The organism is Cupriavidus sp. CER-90 (assembly GCF_057652055.1).
The window spans coordinates 1,858,126-1,879,136 of record NZ_JBYGYM010000002.1 but is presented as its reverse complement, the minus strand read 5'-3'; the positions used below and the strand labels follow the sequence as shown (position 1 = coordinate 1,879,136).

General features: G+C 66.5%; 20 protein-coding genes and 1 tRNA gene. 8 read left to right on the top strand and 13 right to left on the bottom strand.

Translation table 11 applies throughout. The features are described from left to right. Positions 1–30 precede the first annotated feature (30 nt). From AC24R4_RS19235 to AC24R4_RS19225, 3 genes are read right to left on the bottom strand one after another with little or no spacing between them, the layout of a single operon-like run. Positions 31–2,052: a sensor histidine kinase gene (locus tag AC24R4_RS19235; RefSeq protein ID WP_400393677.1), complete on the bottom strand. Its 2,022-nt coding sequence runs from the start codon at positions 2,050–2,052 to the stop codon at positions 31–33. After that, positions 2,049–2,315 (bottom strand): PP0621 family protein, encoded by a 267-nt coding sequence (locus AC24R4_RS19230; protein ID WP_400393679.1) that lies wholly within the window; start codon positions 2,313–2,315, stop codon positions 2,049–2,051. The genes AC24R4_RS19235 and AC24R4_RS19230 overlap by 4 nt, the downstream gene beginning before the upstream one ends. Before the next feature lie 51 nt (positions 2,316–2,366). Next, complete coding sequence (locus AC24R4_RS19225) at positions 2,367–3,311, bottom strand: cytochrome C assembly family protein (protein WP_400393681.1); 945 nt, start codon at positions 3,309–3,311, stop codon at positions 2,367–2,369. 118 nt (positions 3,312–3,429) lie between these two features. Between AC24R4_RS19225 and ffh the strand changes: the two genes are divergently transcribed. After that, positions 3,430–4,821, top strand: coding sequence for a signal recognition particle protein (gene ffh, locus AC24R4_RS19220; protein WP_400393683.1), 1,392 nt, complete (start codon positions 3,430–3,432; stop codon positions 4,819–4,821). Between the two features lie 50 nt (positions 4,822–4,871). Continuing rightward, the gene (locus AC24R4_RS19215; RefSeq protein WP_400393685.1) at positions 4,872–5,414 is read left to right on the top strand and encodes a hypoxanthine-guanine phosphoribosyltransferase; all 543 of its coding nucleotides are present in this window, start codon (positions 4,872–4,874) and stop codon (positions 5,412–5,414) included. Between the two features lie 24 nt (positions 5,415–5,438). On the opposite strand, the gene AC24R4_RS19210 is transcribed toward AC24R4_RS19215, so the two are convergent. The 6 genes from AC24R4_RS19210 to AC24R4_RS19185 all read right to left on the bottom strand — a co-directional run bounded on the left by AC24R4_RS19210 (position 5,439) and on the right by AC24R4_RS19185 (position 11,240). Then, positions 5,439–6,077 carry a LysE family translocator gene (locus AC24R4_RS19210; RefSeq protein ID WP_153947217.1) on the bottom strand — a complete coding sequence of 213 codons (639 nt, stop codon included), beginning with the start codon at positions 6,075–6,077 and terminating at the stop codon, positions 5,439–5,441. Positions 6,078–6,188: 111 nt separating this feature from the next. Beyond that, entirely contained in the window at positions 6,189–6,851 is a 663-nt protein-coding gene (locus tag AC24R4_RS19205; protein ID WP_400393688.1) for a LysE family translocator, read from the bottom strand. A 125-nt stretch (positions 6,852–6,976) separates the two neighbouring features. Next, positions 6,977–7,825 carry a helix-turn-helix transcriptional regulator gene (locus AC24R4_RS19200; RefSeq protein WP_487523490.1) on the bottom strand — a complete coding sequence of 283 codons (849 nt, stop codon included), beginning with the start codon at positions 7,823–7,825 and terminating at the stop codon, positions 6,977–6,979. Beyond that, positions 7,789–8,745: a 2OG-Fe(II) oxygenase gene (locus tag AC24R4_RS19195; protein ID WP_400395389.1), complete on the bottom strand. Its 957-nt coding sequence runs from the start codon at positions 8,743–8,745 to the stop codon at positions 7,789–7,791. Before AC24R4_RS19195 ends, AC24R4_RS19200 begins: the two co-directional genes overlap by 37 nt. After that, positions 8,742–9,503 (bottom strand): lytic transglycosylase domain-containing protein, encoded by a 762-nt coding sequence (locus AC24R4_RS19190; RefSeq protein ID WP_400395391.1) that lies wholly within the window; start codon positions 9,501–9,503, stop codon positions 8,742–8,744. Before AC24R4_RS19190 ends, AC24R4_RS19195 begins: the two co-directional genes overlap by 4 nt. Positions 9,504–9,518: 15 nt before the next feature. Next, positions 9,519–11,240 carry a proline--tRNA ligase gene (locus AC24R4_RS19185; protein ID WP_400395393.1) on the bottom strand — a complete coding sequence of 574 codons (1,722 nt, stop codon included), beginning with the start codon at positions 11,238–11,240 and terminating at the stop codon, positions 9,519–9,521. A 196-nt stretch (positions 11,241–11,436) separates the two neighbouring features. On the opposite strand from AC24R4_RS19185, the gene AC24R4_RS19180 reads away from it, so the two are divergent. After that, on the top strand, positions 11,437–12,147 hold the full coding sequence (locus AC24R4_RS19180) for an RNA pyrophosphohydrolase (protein WP_487523489.1): 711 nt from the start codon (positions 11,437–11,439) through the stop codon (positions 12,145–12,147). Beyond that, on the top strand, positions 12,144–12,722 hold the full coding sequence (locus AC24R4_RS19175; protein WP_400392328.1) for a CNP1-like family protein: 579 nt from the start codon (positions 12,144–12,146) through the stop codon (positions 12,720–12,722). Before AC24R4_RS19180 ends, AC24R4_RS19175 begins: the two co-directional genes overlap by 4 nt. Positions 12,723–12,813: 91 nt before the next feature. On the opposite strand, the gene proB is transcribed toward AC24R4_RS19175, so the two are convergent. The 4 genes from proB to rplU form a co-directional block, all read right to left on the bottom strand. Then, on the bottom strand, positions 12,814–13,932 hold the full coding sequence (proB, locus tag AC24R4_RS19170; protein ID WP_400392325.1) for a glutamate 5-kinase: 1,119 nt from the start codon (positions 13,930–13,932) through the stop codon (positions 12,814–12,816). Positions 13,933–13,982: 50 nt separating this feature from the next. Next, positions 13,983–15,080, bottom strand: a complete 1,098-nt coding sequence (obgE, locus tag AC24R4_RS19165) for a GTPase ObgE (RefSeq protein WP_400392322.1) — start codon at positions 15,078–15,080, stop codon at positions 13,983–13,985. A gap of 202 nt (positions 15,081–15,282) precedes the next feature. Continuing rightward, entirely contained in the window at positions 15,283–15,543 is a 261-nt protein-coding gene (rpmA, locus tag AC24R4_RS19160) for a 50S ribosomal protein L27 (protein WP_066732378.1), read from the bottom strand. A gap of 51 nt (positions 15,544–15,594) precedes the next feature. Further along, positions 15,595–15,906, bottom strand: coding sequence for a 50S ribosomal protein L21 (rplU, locus tag AC24R4_RS19155; protein ID WP_008647259.1), 312 nt, complete (start codon positions 15,904–15,906; stop codon positions 15,595–15,597). Positions 15,907–16,413: 507 nt separating this feature from the next. On the opposite strand from rplU, the gene ispB reads away from it, so the two are divergent. From ispB to AC24R4_RS19135, 4 genes are all read left to right on the top strand, one after another. Continuing rightward, complete coding sequence (gene ispB / locus AC24R4_RS19150) at positions 16,414–17,343, top strand: octaprenyl diphosphate synthase (protein ID WP_153947425.1); 930 nt, start codon at positions 16,414–16,416, stop codon at positions 17,341–17,343. A 106-nt stretch (positions 17,344–17,449) separates the two neighbouring features. Further along, a tRNA-Pro gene (locus AC24R4_RS19145) sits at positions 17,450–17,526 on the top strand. 346 nt (positions 17,527–17,872) lie between these two features. Beyond that, positions 17,873–19,594 carry a type IV-A pilus assembly ATPase PilB gene (gene pilB, locus AC24R4_RS19140; RefSeq protein ID WP_400392318.1) on the top strand — a complete coding sequence of 574 codons (1,722 nt, stop codon included), beginning with the start codon at positions 17,873–17,875 and terminating at the stop codon, positions 19,592–19,594. Between the two features lie 137 nt (positions 19,595–19,731). Further along, the gene (locus AC24R4_RS19135) at positions 19,732–20,997 is read left to right on the top strand and encodes a type II secretion system F family protein (RefSeq protein ID WP_153947206.1); all 1,266 of its coding nucleotides are present in this window, start codon (positions 19,732–19,734) and stop codon (positions 20,995–20,997) included. The last annotated feature ends 14 nt before the right edge of the window (positions 20,998–21,011 follow it).

Below are 21,011 nucleotides of genomic sequence, written 5' to 3'. Positions count from 1 at the left end.
GATGTCCGGTTGTTGTTGTGGCGATGCGAACTAGCCGGCGATGGCCGCATCGACCACGTCCGGGGTCTCGATGCGCATCGTCAGCACGAATGCCTTGGCCGGCAGTGTATCGCGAGCCCCGCCCGCCAGCATGCCGGTGCGATCCAGCAACGCGTCGAGCACGATCGCCCCGTAACGCACCTGGGCGTCGTTCGCCCCGCACAGTTCGCGCGCCATGAACAGGCCCAGCCCGGTGCCCTGCGGATTGCTGGTGAAGAACGGCTCGAACAGGCTGCGCTGCTGCTCGCGCGTGACTTCGGCCCCATCGTTCCAGACGATCAGTTCGGCGTGGTGCTGGTCCAGCGCGTGGGCCAGCAGCCGGATCGATCCCGGCAGCCGGCTGCAATAGCGCCAGGCGTTGTCGAGCAGGTTGCCCAGCACCTGTTGCAGCTGCGAGGCATCGAAGATCACCGGTCCCTGCAGTTCCACGGCCACGCGCACCGCATTGGGATTGACCTCGGCACGGGCGCCGGCGCGCGAGCGCATCTCCAGCCGCCAGCGATCGACGATCTCGGGCAGCGCCTGCCCCAGATCCACCGCGCTATGGCCGGCCTTGGGGCGGCGCGACAACTGCAGCACGTCGGACACCACCTGGTCCAGCCGGCGCACGTTGTCGCTGATGATGCGCAGCAGCCGGGCATCGATGGCCGACCCCTCGCCGCCGCCCGAATCGGCGAGCAGCTCGTTGGCCTGGCTGATGGCGGCCAGCGGATTGCGGATCTGGTGCGCCACGCTGGCCACCAGCCGGCCCATGGCCGCCAGCTTTTCCTGCTGCACCTGCTCGGCGATCCGCTCCCAGCTTTCGATATGGACCAGCACCGTGTCGCGCATCTCGCTGCGCAGCAGCGTCTCGTCTTCGGGGCTCCAGGCCATGGCCTCGTTCTGGGCAATCGCCAGCCGCAGCCGGGCCGCGCCTTCGGCCGACATGTCGTGCAGGCCCGTGGTATCGCCCCCCAGCGACGACACGCCGTTCAGCGTGGCCCGCAGCCCGGCCAGGCCCGGCAGCACGAAGCGCAGGCGCAGCCGGGTGTGCAGCATCGGCGTCCGGCTGGCCGTCGGGCGCGACGGCAGCGGCAGCAACTGCAGGATGCGCGGCACGTCGTCCTTGCGCTGGATCCAGTCGCGCAGCATCTCCATCAGCGGCTGCAGGCGCGGGATGCGGCGCAGGTCGAACAGCACGTTGTCGCGCTCGCCCGCGCGCACCTGGCCCTGCCTGACCCGTTCGTGCGGCTGCACGCCCAGCAGCACGAACGCCGCCGGGTTGGCGGCCACCACCGCGCCGTGGGCGCGCACCAGCATCACGCCGTCCTGCATGTCGTTCACCATCAGCCGGTTCACCAGCTGCTGCATGCGCAGTTCCTGCTCGCGCGCCAGCGCCAGCTGTTCCTGCGCCAGCTGGCGGTTCGCCAGCATGTACATCAGCAGCGCGGCGATCATGAACACCAGGCCGAACAGGCCGGAGCCCAGCAGGTTGGCGTCGGCCTGGCGCACCAGCAGCGTCTGGACGAACGGATTGGCCATCACCAACATGGCCGACACCGCGGCGGTCAGCAGCGCGAACATCAGGCTGGTCAGCGCCCCGGCCTCCAGCGCGGGCAGCAGGAAAATCATCGCCAGCCCCTCGCCGTGATTGCCGCTGCGGCCCAGCACCATATAGATGGCAGCCAGCAGCGCCAGGTCGACGATGACCTGCGCGCGCACCCGCACATGGAAATGGCGCCGCCATAACGTGCCCAGCAGCGTGGCCAGCCCGATGCACAGGTACGGCACCACGACGGGAATCGCGGCGGCCGTGCGCGCACTGGCGGCCAGGTCCGCCACGGCCACGCCGGCACCGCCACGCTCCAGCGGCAGCCAGGCGTAGCCCAGCAGCAGCACGGCCACGGTGGCGCGGGTCCAGCAGAAGTAGCGCAGCAGGCGCCAGTGGAAGTCGGGCGGCTCGGGCTGGCGCCAGAGATCGGACAGCGTATGCCAGCCGCTCAACCGGGACCAGACCGACGCCCGCCGCTTCATGCCCCGCCCTCGCCGGCCGAATCGGGCAGATGGCTGCGGCGGCAGTAGTGCTGCCCCTGCCAGGCAATGGCGTCAGTGCGCGGCAGGTGCACGCCGCATTGCGCGCATTGCACCATCGGCTGGGTGGCCTCCGGGCTCGCCGGTTCGCGGCCCGCGGCGGCATCGCGCCGTGCCGCGCCGGATGCCTGGCGTGCGCTGGCACGCTGGCGCAGCCACCAGAGGACGCCCAGCACGACAGCCAGCAGGATGAAGATTCTTGCCATGGATCGGAAATACAGGAACGGGTTGGCCTGGAGAAAGGACGATGGATCCGGTCAGGTGATCCGGTGCAGCACCACTTCGATCACGAAGCGGCTGCCCACATAGGCCAGCAGCAGGATGCCGAACGACGCGATGACCCAGCGCAGCGCCGTGCGGCCGCGCCAGCCGCGGAAATGCCGGCCGATCAGGATACCGCCGAACATCAGCCAGGAGATGATCGCGAAGACGGTCTTGTGATCCACCCGGAATGCGCGGGCGAACAGCTGCTCCGAGAACAGGAAGCCCGACGCGATGGTCAGCGTCAGCAGCACGAAGCCGGCCGCGATCAGGCGGAACAGCAGTTTTTCGAGCGTCAGCAGCGGCGGCAGCAGGTCGAGCCAGCGGCCCAGCCACTGCCCGGACGCCGCCTCGCCCGCCGCCGGGCGGGTAAAGCCATGCAGGCGGCGCTCGGCCAGCAGCATCAGGAAGGCGTGGAAGGCGGCCAGCGTGAACAGCCCGTAGGCCACGTTGGCGATCACGAAATGCAGCTTGAACAGCGGCCGCGCCGCGTAGCCCAGGATCTGCGCCCCCGGAAACGCCAGCGGTATCAGGCTGGCCAGCATCGCCACCGGGAACACGATCAGCCCCAGCCCGGCCAGCGAGAAGAAGAAGCTTTCGATCCAGTAGATCCCCACGCCCAGCCAGAGCATGGCCGACAGCGCGAAGGCGAAGCCGAACATCATGTGGTCGGCCGGGAAGATGGTCTCGTGCAGCAGCACGCCGTGGCTGACCAGCGCGGCCAGCACCAGCCCATGCCACCAGGCCGGCTGGCCGTCGATGCGCCCGCCGTTGGACGTGGGCGATGGCATCAGCACCGCCGTGGCGCCGCCGCCGGGACGCCCGGATGGCCCGACCGTGGCCCCGCCGGCTGCCGCCAGTTGCGGGTTGCGCGTCGCCCAGCCGTGAAAGGCCAGGCCGCAGTAGAGAATTGCCGTCAAGGCATACAGTACAATGGCCATTTGCGCAGTTTACCTTAGTGCCATCACGGGTGGTTCTGGCGATGGGATTCCCGCCACACCCTCTTGCCCCGAGCCGGCTGCGCCCCGCATTCAAGCCGATTTCCTCCCCTTTTCTGCCATGCTGGATAACCTCACACAACGCCTGGCGCGGGTCGTCAAGACCATGCGCGGCGAGGCCCGACTGACCGAGGCCAACACCGCCGAGATGCTGCGCGAAGTGCGCCTTGCCATGCTCGAAGCCGACGTGGCGCTGCCGGTCGTGCGTGACTTCATCGCCCGCGTCAAGGAAAAGGCGCTTGGCGAGGACGTGGTCACCAGCCTGACCCCGGGACAGGCCCTGGTCGGCGTGGTGCAGCGCGAGCTGACCGCGATCATCGGCGGTGACGACGCCATTGCCGATCCGAAGCTCACCGAGCTGAACCTGAACGTCCAGCCGCCCGCCGTGATCCTGATGGCCGGCCTGCAGGGTGCGGGCAAGACCACGACGTCCGGCAAGCTGGCCAAGTGGCTCAAGGAAAACAGGAAGAAGAAGGTGCTGACGGTGTCGTGCGACGTGTATCGCCCCGCCGCCATCGCCCAGCTCAAGACCGTGTCCGAACAGGTGGGCGCGGACTTCTTCCCGTCGCAGCCCGACCAGAAGCCGGTGGACATCGCCCGCGCGGCGCTGGACTGGGCCCGCAAGCACTACCACGACGTGCTGATCGTCGATACGGCCGGCCGGCTCGGTATCGACGAGGCGATGATGCAGGAAATCGCCGCCCTGCACGCCGAACTGAAGCCCGCCGAGACGCTGTTCGTGGTCGACGCCATGCTGGGCCAGGACGCCGTGAACACGGCCAAGGCGTTCAACGACGCCCTGCCGCTGACCGGCGTGGTGCTGACCAAGCTGGACGGCGACGCCCGGGGCGGTGCCGCGTTGTCCGTCCGTCACATCACCGGCCGGCCGATCAAGTTCGTCGGCGTGGCCGAAAAGCTCGACGGCCTGGAGCCCTTCTATCCTGACCGCATGGCCCAGCGCATTCTGGGCATGGGCGACATCCTCGCGCTGGTGGAGGAAGCCCAGCGCGGCGTGGACATGGAAGCGGCCGAGAAGCTGGCCAAGAAGATCAAGAAGACGGGCGGTTTCGACCTGGAAGACTTCAAGGCACAGATCGGCCAGATGAAGAAGATGGGCGGCCTGGGCAGCCTGGTCGACAAGCTGCCGGCCCAGTTTGCGCAGCAGGCGCAGGGCGCCAACATGGACCAGGCCGAAAAGCAGGTGCGCCGCATGGAAGGCATCATCAACAGCATGACCGCCGCCGAACGCGCCAAGCCGGAACTGATCAAGGCCAGCCGCAAGCGCCGTATCGCGGCGGGCGCCGGCGTGCCGGTGCAGGAAGTGAACCGCCTGCTGAACCAGTTCGACCAGATGCAGGGCATGATGAAGAAGCTCAAGGGCGGCGGCATGATGAAGATGATGCGCCAGATGGGTGCCATGAAGGGCGGCATGAAGGGCCTCTTCAACCGCTGACCCGCCCCCTACCCTGATTCCCGCAAAAGACAAGTAACAGGACACCGATCATGATGACCGCCGATCAGGCCCGCGAACTCTGGGCCAGCTCCGAGGAAATCGTCAGCGCCCAGGAGGTGCAGGACTCGCTGGACCGCATGGCCAGCGAGATTACCGACAAGATGGGCAACGACTTCCCGCTGGTGCTGTCTGTGATGGGCGGCGCCGTGGTGTTCACGGGCATGCTGCTGCCCAAGCTGCAGTTCCCGCTGGAATTCGACTACATCCACCTGTCGCGCTACAACAACAAGACGGTGGGCGGCGAGATGCAATGGCGCGTGGCGCCGCGCGAATCGGTCAAGGATCGCGTGGTGCTGGTGCTCGACGACATCCTCGACGAAGGCGAAACCATGGCGGCCATCCGCCAGCGCATCATGGACATGGGCGCCAGGGAATTCCACGCCGCCGTGCTGTGCGAAAAGACGCTGACCAAACTCAAGCCGATGCACCCCGACTTCTGCGGCTTCCAGGTGCCCGACCGCTACGTCTTCGGCTGCGGCATGGACGTCAAGGGCTACTGGCGCAACCTCGGCGCCATCCGCGCCCTGGTCTGATCCGCAGGGGTCGCCGTCCTGGCGCTACGCTCCGTGCGGGTGGGCGCCCAGGATGGGCCAGAGCGATGCCAGTAAAAGTATTGCCATCGTCACATTGAATACGCGCAGCACGCGCGGATTTGCCAGCCAGCGGCGCAACGCCGCGCCGAACACCGCCCACGTCGTGATGCTGGGCAGGTTCACCACCCCGCACAGCACCGCCATCAGGGCCGCGTTGGTCCACAGGTTGGGATGCAGCACATAGGCGCTGCATGCGCCCACCGCCATCACCCAGGCTTTCGGATTCACCCACTGGAACGCCGCCGCGCGCAGGAAGGTCATCGGCTGCGCCACTTCGCGGTCCTGCAGCCCGCCCGCCGTGGCCAGCTTCCACGCCAGCCAGACAAGGTAGGCCGTAGCGGCGACGCGCAGCACGCTCCACGTCCACGGAATCGCCGTGAACACCGAGCCCAGGCCCAGCCCCACGATGACCATCATGACCACCATGCCGATGCAGATGCCGAGCAGGTGCGGCACGGTACGGCGCAGGCCGAAGTTCACACCCGACGCCAGCAGCATCGTGTTGTTCGGGCCCGGGGTGATCGACGAAACCAGCACGAAGGCGCTGTAGGCCATCAACGCGCCGGTACTGGCGGCAAATTCGGGGGGAAGGGTCAGAGCCATGACGGCGCTCCAGAATTCGAAAACAGGCGCTCAGTCTAAGGACACTGCTCAGTACAGTACCGATACAGTTGAGGCGAAAGCTGCCGGTACGGCATCGGTCAGGCCGGTCGGCTATCGTCCGGCGGCATGGATCGCGACCGCCACGGCCATGCCCCACAGCACGACGCCGGTCGCCCGCTCCACGGTGCGCACCGACCGGACAAAGCGCCGCATCACGGCCGGGTGGCGCACGGCGGCCGCCACGGCGATGTCCCACAGCAGGACCGCCCCGAACATCCACACACCATAGGCCGCTTGCGTGGCCAGCGGGGTAGACCGCCCCGCCAGCACCGCGAACAGGCTGGCGTAAAACAGTCCGTTCTTGGGATTGAGGACCGCCGACAGAAACCCCGTGCCGACCTGCGCCAGATAGGCGGGCCCGGTCATTCCGCCCGCTGCCCCCGGGGCCTCGGCAGGGCCGGACGGCAGCCGCACGGCGCCGCGCGCGCGCAGGAATTTCCATCCCATCCACGCCAGATAGGCGCAGCCGGCCCACTGCAGCGCGCCGAACAGGCCATGCATGCCAGCCGTGGCGGCCAGACCGGCCAGCGCCAGCGCAATATAGACGCCGTTGCCCAGCGCGATGCCCAGGCATACGCCGGTGGCGCTGCGCACGCCATCGACCATCGACGCACGCACCACCAGAAAAAAATCGGGCCCCGGACTTAGCAGCGCCAACCCGTGCGCGCCGGCCACCATCGCAAACTGCTGCCACGATGCCTGATCGAATGCCATCCTTGCCTCCCAGCCGGTATGCACCGGCAAAGGCGGCAGTCTGGCTGGATCGGCACGGCAAGGATTGAAGAAAATTGCGCGGGCGCGCGGAAAGACTGCGGGCCGCCTGCAAGGCGGCTCGCCGGCTAGCCGGCCCGCTGATACGCGCGCGGCGTCAGTGCCACGCGCTGGCGAAACGCGCGATGGAAGTGGCTCTGGTCGGCAAACCCGAGCTGCTGGGCCACGTCGGCCGGCGCATCGCCACGGCGCAGCAGCCGGCGCGCGTGCTGAATGCGGATGTCGATCTGGAACGCATGCGGCGTCATGCCGAACCGGGCCCGGAAATGGCGGATCAACTGGTAGCGGCTCATGCCCGCCACCGCGGCCAGTTCGGCCAGCGGCAGTGCGTCGCCATGGCGGTCGCGCAGCAGCGCCGTGACGCGATCGAGCCGACCATCGGCTGGCGGGCCATCGTCGGGCACGCCGTGCCGCAGGCGAGGCTGCCCGAGCCAGCCTTGCATGTCTCCCACGAACGCCACCAGTGCGGCCTCCTTTTCCACCAGGTCGGCCTCCGAAAACAGCGTGGCGTTCAGCGCGCAGACCAGTGCGTAGGGCGCGGCATTGGCGCTGACGTGCACCCGGCGTACCCGGGCCCGGCCCGCTTCGTCGAGCACCGCATCGGCCCATGCCGCATCGACGTGGATCATCTGGTAGCTCCAGCGCCCGTCGGGCACCGGGTTGCAGGCATGCACGCAGCCGGCGGGCACCCACACCACTGCGCCCGGGGCCAGCCGGGTGTCGTGGCGCGCACCGCGCAGGTCATGACTGAAGACACTGGCACCGCCATCGACGGCGCCCACCGACAGCGTGGAATGCGTGTGCGGCAGATAGGCGGCCCGGCTATCGCAGGCGCGCCGGCTTTCGACCACCGGCAGGGCCGGGTCGAACCAGACGCGGCTCAGCCCCGGCTGCGATACGGTTGCTCGCGCAGCCATTTGGTGGCGATCCACTTCTCGCCCGATTCCACGGGCAGGCCGGCGTGCAGCGTCCGGTCGTCGAGCGTGCCGTCGGGCTGCTTGTAATGGAACAACACCGCGTTGCCCTTGACCGGCGCCACTTCCAGCCCAAGACGCGGAAACGCCGTGGCGCCACCGGCCGGCGGGCTGTTCAGGTAGATCACCAGCGTGGCCACGCGCTGGCCGCCCACCCGCAACTGGCGCGCTTCGCCGGGGCGCTGCGGGTTGAAGAAATCGAAATGCGGCTGATACTCGCCGCCGGGCTTGTAGTTGAGGATTTGCAGGCCCTCGCCATGCTCGACCGGCAGGCCGGTGATGGCGGCAATGCGCGCCTCGATCCGCTGGATCAGCGCATGCTCGCCCACCTGGAACATCGCCCCCATGCTGGTGCGGGCGTCGATCAGGTTTTCGTCGCCGGTGTCGGGATTGACCACGGGCGAACGCTGCAGGCGGTCGCGCGCCAGCGTGATCAACGCATCACACTCGGTACCATCGAGCAGATTCTGCAACAGCAGGATGCGCGGCGCCTCCAGCGCGAACAGGATAGGCACCTCGCGCCCTTCGTGGCGGAACGCGTTGCGGCCGGCGGCCGGCATGGCCGCTTCTGCCGCCGCTTGCGCCGCCACCTCTGCAGCCGTGGTTGCCGCCGTGGCCGCGGCCCCCGCAGGCAGCGCCGCCGCGCGCGTCACCGCCGGCGCGGGCGCCGGCACCTGCCTGGCGCGCGGGCGATGGCCCAGTGCGCCATTGACGGTATCGCGGGCAAACGTGGCGTCGTAGCCGGACCGCAGCATCGACAGCACCAGCGATTCGGCATCGAAGCCCTGTTCGATATGGCGTGCCAGCCATAGTTCGAGCTCGGGAGACGTGGCGCTATACCCTGCGCGGGACTCACGTGTCATGACGGATTGGCCAGCCGCTGGGGCGAGAACGGGTTGCGCGCGGGCGATTCGGGCGGCAGCGTGCGGCGTGCCGGCGCCGTGGCCGCCGGGGCCGCGCCGTCCGGGTCGCCAGCAATCGTGACCGTGGCCTCGGAATACTGCCAGCGTTTCCAGGCCCCCAGCACCGCATTCGGATACTCGGGACGGCCGCGGCTGCCGTTGTACCGGCCCAGCGCCAGGAACAGGTCGCCGTTCTCGCGATCCAGATAGTGGCGCAGGATGGTGCACCCGTAACGCAGGTTGCTTTGCAGGTGGAACAGCTTGCGGGTGTCGCCGTCACCGATCGAGCGTACCCAGAACGGCATCACCTGCATCAGCCCGCGCGCATCGGCCGAACTGATGGCGTACTTGCGGAAGCCGCTTTCCACCTGCACCAGGCCCAGCACCAGCGACGGCTCCAGCCCGGCGCGCTTGGCCTCGTAATAGACGGTCTCGATCAGTTCGACGCGCGTCTGCGGGTCGGGCAGCTTCGACTCCAGCCGGCGCGACATCTCGCCCAGCCATTTCAGATAGCCGAGCTTCTCGCCGCCCGACGCGAACGTCGGCCGCACCGGCCGGTTATCGGCAATGGCCGCCGCCAGCGCGCCCCGCACGGAATCGGCCAGCGCCTCTTCCTTCTGTGCGCCGGCCTGGGCTGCCGTGGACAATGCGGCACATAACACGCCGCCGGCCAGGGCGGCAGCCCAGCGGCGGGACATCGGCAGGCCAGCGGCGCGCATGACGTCGACCGTCGCTTAGCTGGCCAGCAGGTGGCGCACGTGCGCCACCACGTCGGTCACGGCTACCGGGGTCGCCTGCGCGTCGCGGCGGCCCTGGTACTCGACCTTGCCTTCCTTGAGGCCACGGTCGCCGACCACCACGCGATGCGGCACGCCGATCAGTTCCCAGTCGGCAAACATCACGCCCGGGCGCTCGCCACGGTCGTCCAGGATCACGTCCACGCCGGCCGCCAGCAGTTCGGCATGGATACGGTCGGCCTCGGCCTTCACGGCTTCGTTGCGGTCGTAGCCGACCGGGCACACCACCACCGCGAACGGGGCAATCGACGCCGGCCAGATGATGCCGCGCTCGTCATAGTTCTGCTCGATGGCCGCGCCCAGAATCCGGGTGACGCCAATGCCATAGCAGCCCATCTGCATCGGCTGGTTCTTGCCGGTTTCGTCCAGGAACACGGCATTCATCGACGCCGAATAGCGGGTGCCCAGCATGAACACGTGGCCCACCTCGATGCCGCGGCAGATTTCCAGCGTGCCCTTGCCGTCCGGCGACGCGTCGCCGGCCACCACGTTGCGCAGGTCCGCCACCACCGGCTCGGGCAGGTCGCGGCCCCAGTTCACGCCGGTGTAGTGGTAGTCACGCTCGTTGGCGCCGCAGCAGAAATCGGCCATGTTGGCCACGGTGCGGTCAGCCACCACCTTGACGGGCTTCTTCGTGCCGATCGGGCCCAGGTAGCCCGGGGGCGAGCCGAACGCATCGACAATCTCGGTCTCGGTGGCAAATCGGAATTCGGCCAGGCCCGGCACCTTCGACGCCTTGACCTCGTTCAGTTCGTGGTCGCCACGGATCAGCAGCAGCCAGATCTGCGCGCCGGCATCGCCATCGGTGGCCAGCACGATGGACTTGACCGTGCGGTCCAGCGGCATGCCCAGGAATTCGGCCACGTGCTCGCACTTGGCCTTGCCCGGCGTGGACGTTTTGGCCAGGGCCTCGGCCGGCGCGGCGCGCTGTGCCGTGAGCGGCAGCGCCTCGGCGGCTTCCATGTTGGCGGCGTAATCCGACGTGGGGCAGTAGACGATGGCGTCTTCGCCGGTGTCGGCGATCACGTGGAATTCGTGCGAGCCGGAGCCCCCGATGGCGCCGTTATCGGCCGCCACGGCGCGGAACTCCAGGCCGAAACGCGTGAAAATGCGCTGGTAGGCGTCGTACATCTTCTGGTACGAGACCTTCAGGCCCTCGACGTCACGGTCGAACGAATAGGCGTCCTTCATCGTGAATTCGCGGCCGCGCATGATGCCGAAGCGCGGACGGCGCTCGTCGCGGAACTTGGTCTGAATCTGATAGAAGTTCACCGGCAGCTGCTTGTAGCTGCGGATTTCGCCCCGGGCGATGTCGGTGACGACCTCTTCCGACGTCGGCTGCATGGCGAAGTCACGCTCGTGGCGGTCTTTCAGGCGCAGCAGCTCGGGGCCCATCTTGTCCCAGCGGCCGGTTTCCTGCCACAGCTCGGCCGGCTGGACCACCGGCATCAGCAGTTCCACGGCGCCGGCGCGGTTCATTTCCTCGCGAACGATGTTCTCCACCTTGCGGATCACGCGCAGGCCCACCGGCATGTAGCTGTAGATCCCGGCGCCCAGCTTCTTGATCATGCCGGCCCGCATCATCAGTTTGTGCGACACGATTTCCGCGTCGGCGGGGGCTTCCTTGAGGGTGGAAATGAAGAAATGCGAGGCTTTCATCCGTTGGTTTCTCGTAAGGCTGGTCGTGGCGGGCCATATCGGCCGCGCCGCCGGACGGCAGCATAGGACTTTCGGTTCACGGGGGGACGCGCCTGAAACTGCCCATCTGCTCGGGAAAACCAGCATTCCCGGGGTCGGGCCGACGCGCGCGCATCCCTTATAATCGACGTAATTCTAAAGGATTCGAGGTGCAGTCATGCTCGATCGTGAAGGCTTTCGCCCGAACGTCGGCATCATCCTCATCAACGCACGTAACGAGGTTTTCTGGGGCAAGCGAATCGGCGAACACTCCTGGCAGTTTCCGCAAGGTGGCATCAAGTACGGCGAGACGCCGGAACAGGCCATGTTCCGCGAGCTGCAAGAAGAAGTCGGGCTGCTTCCGGAGCACGTCAGGATCGTCGGTCGCACGCGCGACTGGCTGCGTTATGAGGTGCCGGACAAGTTCATTCGCCGCGAGATCCGCGGCCACTACAAGGGCCAGAAGCAGATCTGGTTTCTGCTGCGCATGGTGTGTCGCGATTGCGACATCCACCTGCGCGCGAGCGACCATCCGGAATTCGATGCCTGGCGCTGGAGCGAGTACTGGGTACCGCTCGACGCCGTGATCGAATTCAAGCGCGATGTCTACCAGCTGGCGCTGACCGAGCTGTCGCGGTTCCTGAACCGTGGACGCGTGCCGCTGAGCCCCTATGGGCATCACCATATGGGACACGGCCGGCACGGCGAGGGCGCGCGTGCGCCCCGGCAGCCCGAGACCGCGCCAGCGGCCTTGCAGGCGGCCACGGCCGGCAACGGCCAGCCCGCCCATGCCGTCGATGAGACGGCTGCCATGGACGCGGCGGCCATCGTGCCCGAAACCTCTCTTTCGCCGGACCAGCCGGCGACCAACAAACGGAGTCATGGATGACTAGTTTCAGCGGCCGGAGTCTTCGCTCCGGCCTGTTGCTGGCGGCAGCCTGCCTGGCGCTTGCCGGCTGCAAGACCACCAGCAAGGGCATGCCCGAGGAAGAACAGCCGGCGTCCGACAGCGGCTTCATCAACCCGTTCGAGGACCGGCCGTTCAAGGAAGTCCAGACGGCGCTGCCGGCCCTGCCCCAGGATGCGGACCTGATCCCGTTCAAGGTCAACGATTCGTCGGACTTCCGCTTCATGGTCGATCCGAAGTCGATCTCGGTCGGCCCGGACCGCGTGGTGCGCTATACGGTGGTCATCACAAGCGCCGGCGGCGGCCGCAATGTCAGCTATGAAGGCATGCGCTGCGATGCGTTCGAGCGCCGCATCTACGCCACGCTGCCCAAGGGCGCCACGGCCTGGGTGCCGAACCTGGGCGAGGACCGCGACCTGTGGATCCGCATGCAGACCCGCTCCCGCAACGCCTATGCGGCCACGCTGGCCACTGACTACTTCTGCGAAGGCCGCACGGTGGCCGGCAAGCCGGAGCAAATGATCCGCGACCTGAAGGCCTACGCGCCCAGCCGCTGAGCGGCCCTTCGGCACAAAAAAAGGCGAGTACCCGACGGGACTCGCCTTTTTTCATGGGCACCGGCCCGATCCGGCCTGCGCCGGACGCGCGTCAGACCAGCACGAGGTTGTCGCGATGGATCAGCTCGGGCTCGTTCAGATGCCCCAGTACCGACTCGATTTCCGACGACGGCTTGCGGGCGATCAACCTCGCCTCGGCGCTTGAATAGTTGGTGATGCCGCGCGCCACCTCGCGGCCGCTGCTGTCGACACAGGCCACCACTTCGCCGCGCGCGAACTCGCCCTGCACCTCGGTCACGCCGATCGGCAGCAGCGACTTGCCGCCGCCCGTCAGCTTTTCGACGGCGCCGGCATCGATGACCACGCGGCCGCGCAGCTGCAGATGATCGGCCATCCATTGCTTGCGCGCCGTCAGCCGGCCCGTGGGCGCCAGCAGCTGCGTGCCGATGGCTTCGCCTGCCGCCAGGCGGCCCAGCACGTCCTGCTCGCGGCCCGATGCAATCGTGGTGTGCGCGCCCGACTTGGCGGCCCGCTTGGCCGCCAAGATCTTGGTCAGCATGCCGCCGCGCCCGATGGACGTGCCCGCGCCGCCCGCCATGGCTTCCAGCTCCGGCGTGCCGGCCAGCGCCTCGTGGACGAACTCGGCATCCGGGTCCTTGCGCGGGTCGGCCGTGTACAGGCCACGCTGGTCGGTCAGGATCACCAGCGCATCGCCTTCGATCAGGTTCGTGACCAGCGCGCCCAGCGTGTCGTTATCGCCGAACTTGATTTCGTCGGTGACCACGGTGTCGTTCTCGTTGATGATCGGTACCACGCCCAGGCTCAGGAGCGTCAGCAGCGTGGAGCGCGCATTGAGATAGCGTTCGCGGTCGGCCAGGTCGGCGTGGGTCAGCAATACCTGCGCCGTGCGGATGCCATACCGGCCGAACTGGCTCTCGTAGACCTGGGCCAGGCCCATCTGGCCCACCGCGGCGGCGGCCTGCAGTTCATGGATTTCCTTCGGCCGGCGGATCCAGCCCAGCCGCTGCATGCCTTCGGCAATGGCCCCGGAACTGACCAGCACCACTTCCTTGCCCGTCCCGCGCAGCTTGGCGATCTGGGCGGCCCAGCGCGCAATGGCGTCGTGATCCAGCCCCTTGCCGTCGTTGGTGACCAGGCTCGAACCCACTTTGACGACGATACGCTTTGCCTGGGCGATGACCGATTGCATGACGAGTTCCCTGTCTCCGAGCCGTGGTGGTTGTGTTGAGGTGTGACAGCTTACGCCGGCTGGTCGCCCCGGTCGACGTTGTGCAGGCGGTCGTCCAGCCGGATGTCGGGCTCGGCCAGCGCGGCGGCCTCTTCGGCCTTGAGCGCGGCCAGATGGTCCTTGATCGCGTAGACCAGCTCGCGGCAGCCCTCGCCGGTCAGCGCCGAGATATGGAACACCGGGCCCTTCCACTTGTAACACTTGATGAAGTCCTTCACCCGTGTGGCGCGCTCTTCCTCGGGCACCACGTCGAGCTTGTTCAGCACCAGCCAGCGCGGCTTGTTGTACAGCGTCTCGTCGTACTTCTTCAGTTCGTTGACGATGGCCCTGGCCTCGGCAACGGGATCGACATTCTCGTCGAACGGCGCGATATCGACGATATGCAGCAGCAGCCCGGTGCGCTGCAGGTGGCGCAGGAACTGGTGGCCCAGGCCGGCACCCTCGGCGGCGCCTTCGATCAGGCCGGGGATATCCGCCACCACGAACGACTGCTCATGGTCCACGCGGACCACGCCAAGGTTCGGATGCAGCGTCGTGAACGGGTAGTCCGCCACCTTCGGACGGGCGTTCGACACGTGCGAGATGAAGGTGGACTTGCCCGCGTTGGGCATGCCCAGCAGGCCCACGTCGGCCAGCACCTTCAGTTCCAGCTTGAGCATGCGGCGCTCGCCCGGCTTGCCGTCGACCTGCTGGCGCGGCGCGCGGTTGGTACTGGACTTGAAGTGCAGGTTGCCCCAGCCGCCCATGCCCCCTTCGGCCAGGCAGACGCGCTGGCCGTGCTCGGTCAGGTCGGCGATGACCTCGCCGGTATCCATGTCGGTGATCAGCGTCCCCACCGGCATGCGCAGCGTGACGTCTTCGCCGGCGGCGCCATAGCAGTCGGAGCCGCGGCCGTTCTCGCCGTTGCGGGCCACGTGCTTCTTGGCGTAGCGGAAGTCGATCAGCGTATTGATATTGCGGTCGGCCTGCGCGAACACGCTGCCGCCACGGCCGCCGTCGCCGCCATCGGGGCCACCGAAGGGCACAAATTTCTCGCGCCGGAACGAAGCACTTCCGTTGCCGCCATTGCCGGCGATCGCTTCGATACGGGCTTCGTCAATGAACTTCATGTTGGTTTTCCGATGAGGATCCGGCTTGCACCCGCGAAACGCCAGCAAACGGAGCGAAGCGGTTCGGGCCAGGGCGCGTGGCCGCAGATAATACAAATGTTACGGCAAGGCCGCGCAACGACGCCAGAAACGTTTTGCCGGCGCGTCAAAAATAAAAAAGCCCCGCATGCTTGCGGGGCCTTTCGTGCTGCAAAGGCTGTTATCAGGCCGCCGGAACGACGCTGACTTGCTGCTTCTTGGCAGCGCCCTTGACTGCAAACTGCACGTGGCCGTCGACCAGTGCAAACAGCGTGTGGTCCTTGCCGACACCCACGTTGTCGCCAGCGTGCACGCGCGTGCCGCGTTGACGAACGATGATGCCGCCGGCGTTGATGGCCTGACCACCGTACACCTTCACGCCCAGACGCTTCGATTCCGAATCACGTCCGTTCCGCGTAGAGCCGCCGCCTTTTTTCTGTGCCATGTCTTAACTCCTGTTGACCTATTGCGAGGAAACCTGTTTCCGAGCCGTGGCTCAGGCAACGATGGCTTCGATGCGCAGTTCGGTGTAATTCTGACGATGGCCCTGGCGCTTCTGGTAGTGCTTGCGACGGCGCATCTTGAAGATCTTCACCTTGTCGTGACGACCTTGGGCGATAACGGTAGCCTTGACGGAAGCCCCGCTCACCAGCGGCGTACCAAACTTGATTTGGTCGCCAGCGCCCACTGCGAGCACCTGGTCCAGCGTGATTTCTGCGCCAATGTCAGCCGGTATCTGTTCTACTTTCAGTTTTTCGCCAGCAGCAACCTTGTATTGCTTGCCGCCGGTTTTTACGACCGCGTACATTGTCGAACCTCTCGATGTTGATTGAAACGATGAATGCTGCCCCGGGAGGCCCGGCGCCGGCGCCGTTTCGTGCGCCGCAGACGGTGCGCGCATGAAACGCGACCGAAGGAACCGCAAATTATAATCCGGTTTACGGAAAAGCGCAAAGAAAACAACGGGATAGCCGGCCGGACGCCGGTTGAGGCGGGCGGCGCACTTCCGGCGTTGCGCGCAGGATCAGGTCAGGTCGGCCAGCAGAAACCCGGCCAGGGCAGCGAACGCCACCCACCAGGCGGTGCGGCGGACATGCCGGCGGGATGCATGGGGCTTGTCCATGGCGGCATTATAGGGGCGCCAGCGCCGCCGCAGACACCCTTGCGCCGCCGCGCCTGACATTCCCTTCCATCCCGCGCCAGCGACAGCCATAGTCACATCGGCATCGCATATAATCCTCCGGTTTTGCGAAACGGTGATCTCATCTTGTCCCAGTCTTCCGCCACTGCCTTGCTTGCCCCGGTCGCTGCCGACATGCGCGCCGTTGACGCCGTGATCCGCCGACGCCTGTCGTCGGAAGTCCCGCTGGTCGAACAGATTGGCGAATACATCATCAGCGCGGGCGGCAAGCGCCTGCGCCCGGTCATCCTGCTGCTGTCGGCGCGCGCGTTCGGCTACGAGGGCCATCGCCATCACGAACTGGCCGCGGTGGTGGAGTTCATCCACACCGCCACGCTGCTGCATGACGACGTGGTGGACGAATCCGAACTGCGCCGGGGCCGCCAGACCGCCAACGCCGTGTTCGGCAATGCCGCCAGCGTGCTGGTCGGCGATTTCCTCTACTCGCGCGCGTTCCAGATGATGGTCGACGCCGGCAGCATGCGCATCATGGAGATTCTCTCCAACGCCACCAATGTGATCGCCGAGGGCGAGGTGCTGCAGTTGCTGAACATGCACGACCCCGATGTCACCGTGGAACGCTACCTGCAGGTGATCCGGTACAAGACGGCCAAGCTGTTCGAGGCTTCGGCGCAACTGGGCGCGGTACTGGCCGGCGCGGACGCCGCCATGGAAGAGGCGGCCGCCGAGTACGGCCGGCGCATCGGCACGGCATTCCAGCTGATCGACGACATGCTCGACTACACGGCCAGCGCCGAGCAGATGGGCAAGAACGCCGGCGACGATCTGCGCGAAGGCAAGCCCACGCTGCCACTGCTGCACCTGCTGGAGCATGGCACCGCCGAGCAGCGCGAACTGGCGCGCGACGCCATCGTGCAAGGCGGCACCGAGCACTTCGACGCCGTCTTCTCGGCCATCCACGCCAGCGGCGCGCTTGAAGTCACGTTCGCGGCCGCGCGCCACGAGGCCGAAGCCGCCGAGCGGGCCGCCATGCAGTTTCCGGACTCGCCGCTCAAGAACACGCTGATCGAGCTGTGCGCGTTCTCGCTGCAGCGGCAGAGCTGACGGCGGGCGATACTTTTTCTTGAGATGGTGCTTGCCAACTCCGGGAAACGCCGCTAGAATTTTGTTCTTTGCTGCTGACGACACACTGTCAGCGGGCAACAGAAATCGGGGTGTAGCTTAGCCTGGTAGAGCGCTACGTTCGGGACGTAGAGGCCGGAGGTTCGAATCCTCTCACCCCGACCAGATTTCGATGCAAGGTGATGCAGGGCATTGCCGGACATCAAGGTATCAGCAGAAAGCCGCACAGCGATGTGCGGCTTTTTTGTTTTTGTCTCCCGCCCCTCCCCCGCTTTCCCCCTATTTCCGCCGGACCGCGCCACCCCTCTTTCCGCCCCCCGCGCAAGTAGGGTTGCAGCCGTGTCGCGCAAACGCCAACGCGCACGCGCGCCAGCTTTACAAAAAGTGACCCCGGCGGCAAACTGCCCCGATCCTGGGACCCGCGCCCGCCGTCCCGACGCTGTCAACCGCGCCGTCCGCCGTTTTCCGCCCAGCCTTCGGCAGCCTGCGCACCTTGCATCGACTTTCGACCATGACACTAGGTCTTGCGCTTGCCCAGAGCCGGCGGATCGCTCCGGCGCTGCTCGCCCAGCTGGAGCAATCGGCACGGGAAAAGAAAACGCAGCTGATCGACGAGATCATCGGCAGCGGCACGATGTCCGCCCACGACGTGGCGATCTTCGCTGCCGACAAATACCGGCTGCCGCTGCTGGACCTGTCGCAATACAGCCTGGACCGCGTGCCATCGGTACTGGCCGGCAACCGCGAATTCCACGCCCACCGCCTGCTGCCGCTGGGCCGGCGCGAGAACCGGCTGATCGTGGCGACGTCCGACCCGGCCAACCAGGCCGGCGTGGAGGCCATCCGTCAGAAAATGAACCTGACGGTCGAAACGGTCGTGGTCGAGCACGACAAGCTCATGAAGCATGTGCAGGCCGCCGGTGAAACGCTCGGCACGCTCAAGAACATCTCGCCGGTGACGCCAACCGCGCAGAAGATGATCGAGTACGACCCGTCGGCCGCGGCTGCCGCGCGCAAGGGGCCGGGCAACGACATCGACGACGCCCCGGTGGTGCGCTTCCTGCAGAAGCTGCTGAACGAAGCGTTCAATCGCGGCGCATCGGACCTGCATTTCGAGCCGTTCGAGTTCTTCTACCGCATCCGCTTCCGCGTGGACGGCGTGCTGCAGGAAGTTGCGCGCCCGCCGCTGGACATCCGCGACAAGATCGCCACCCGCATCAAGGTGCTGTCGCGGCTGGACATTTCCGAAAAGCGCGTGCCGCAGGACGGCCGGATGAAGTTGCTGATCTCGGTGCCCAAGGACAAGGACAGCAAGGAAACCATCGAGAAGGCGATCGACTTCCGGGTATCGACCCTGCCGACCCTGTTCGGCGAGAAGATCGTGATGCGGATTCTCGATTCGTCCACCGACAAGCTCGACATCGACCAGCTTGGCTACGAGCCGGCGCAGAAGGAACTGCTGCTCGACGTCATCAAGCGCCCGTACGGGATGGTGCTGGTCACCGGCCCGACCGGCAGCGGCAAGACCGTGTCGCTCTACACGTTCCTGAACATGCTGAACCAGGGCGACATCAATATTTCCACCGCGGAGGACCCGGCGGAAATCCAGCTGCCCGGCGTCAACCAGGTGAACGTCAACGACAAGGCCGGCCTGACCTTCGCGGCCGCGCTCAAGTCGTTCCTGCGGCAGGACCCGGACATCATCATGGTCGGCGAAATCCGCGACCTGGAAACCGCCGATATCTCGATCAAGGCCGCGCAGACCGGCCACCTGGTGCTGTCGACGCTGCACACCAACGACGCGCCCACCACGCTGACGCGCCTGATGAACATGGGGGTGGCCCCGTTCAACATCGCGTCGTCGGTGCTGATGATCACCGCGCAGCGCCTGGCGCGCCGCCTGTGCTCGTGCAAGCGCGCGGGCGACCTGGCGCCGCAGGTGCTGCTCGATGCCGGCTTCACGCAAGCCGATATCGACGGCAGCTGGAAGTCGTACCACCCGGTGGGCTGCGAACGCTGCAACGGCAGCGGCTACAAGGGGCGCTGCGGCATCTACCAGGTCATGCCCATCACCGAAGCCATCCAGCAGATCATCCTGTCGCACGGCACGGCGTTGCAGATCGCCGAACAGGCCCGTAAAGAGGGCGTGCTATCGTTGCGCGAGGCCGGGCTGCAGAAGGTGAAACAGGGCATCACGTCGCTGGAAGAGGTGCTGGCGACCACGAACAGCTAGTCACGGACAAGGCGGTACTGACCAGGCGCGCGGCCGGGGACAGTACGAAAGACAGAGCCGGCCGCGCATACGGGCCTCCGCATCGGGTTGCGGAGGTCCAAAAACAATAGCAATAGCAATACTTCGGGGGTCAAATCATGGCGACGCGCGCACCAGCGGCGGGCGCCCGGACGGCAGCGCCGTCACGGGCCAGGACAGGGCGGAAGGCGCCCACGCAATACATCTTCGAGTGGGAGGCCAAGGACCGCAAGGGCAAGTCCTTCAAGGGCGAGCAACGGGCCGAGAGCCAGGCGGAGGTCACCACCACCCTGCGCAAGCAGGGCCTGACCGTCGTCAAGATGAAGAAGCGCAAGGCGGCGCGCGGCAAGAAGATCACCGAAAAGGACATCGCGTACTTCACGCGCCAGCTGTCGACCATGCTGAAGGCCGGCATTCCGCTGCTGCAATCGATCGACATCATCGCGCGCGGCCACGCCAATCCCAACTTCACCCAGCTGCTGAACGACATCCGCTTCGATATCGAGTCCGGCAGCAGCATGGCACAGGCCTTCCGGCGCCAGCCGAAGTACTTCGACACGCTGTACTGCAACCTGATCGATGCCGGTGAACAGGGCGGTATTCTCGACGCGCTGCTCGAGCGCCTGTCGCTGTACATGGAAAAGAGCATCGCGCTGAAGAGCCAGATCAAGTCGGCGATGATCTACCCGATCGCCGTGCTGTCGGTGGCCTTTGCCGTGACCGTGGTGCTGATGCTGTTCGTGATCCCGGCCTTCAAGGGCGTGTTCTCCAGCTTCGGCGCGGCGCTGCCGGCGCCCACGCAGGTCGTGATCGGCATGTCCGATTTCTTCGTCGAATACTGGTATCTGATCGTCGGCGCGCCGATCCTGTCGATCGTCGCCTACTTCCGCGCCCGCAAGACATCGGAAAAAGTCCAGCGGTGGCACGACAAGATGCTGCTGAAGATGCCGATCTTCGGCAGCCTGTTCCGCAAGGCCGTGGTCGCACGCTGGACCCGCACGCTGGCCACGATGTTCGCGGCCGGCACGCCGCTGGTGGAGTCGATGGAATCCGTGGGCGGTGCGGCCGGGAACTGGCTGTATTACGATGCCACGCGTGAAATCGAGCAGGCCGTGCGCATCGGTACCAGCCTGACCAACGCCATGCAGGCCACGCACCTGTTCGACAACATGGTGCTGCAGATGACGCAGATCGGCGAGGAATCGGGTGCGCTGGACAACATGCTGCTGAAGGTGGCGGAATTCTACGAGCGTGAGGTGGACGACGCCGTGGCTGCCATTTCGAGCCTGATCGAGCCGCTGATCATCGTGATCCTGGGTGTGCTGATCGGCGGCATGGTGGTGGCCATGTACCTGCCCATCTTCAAGCTTGGCCAGGTGGTTTAACAACAGGTATCTCG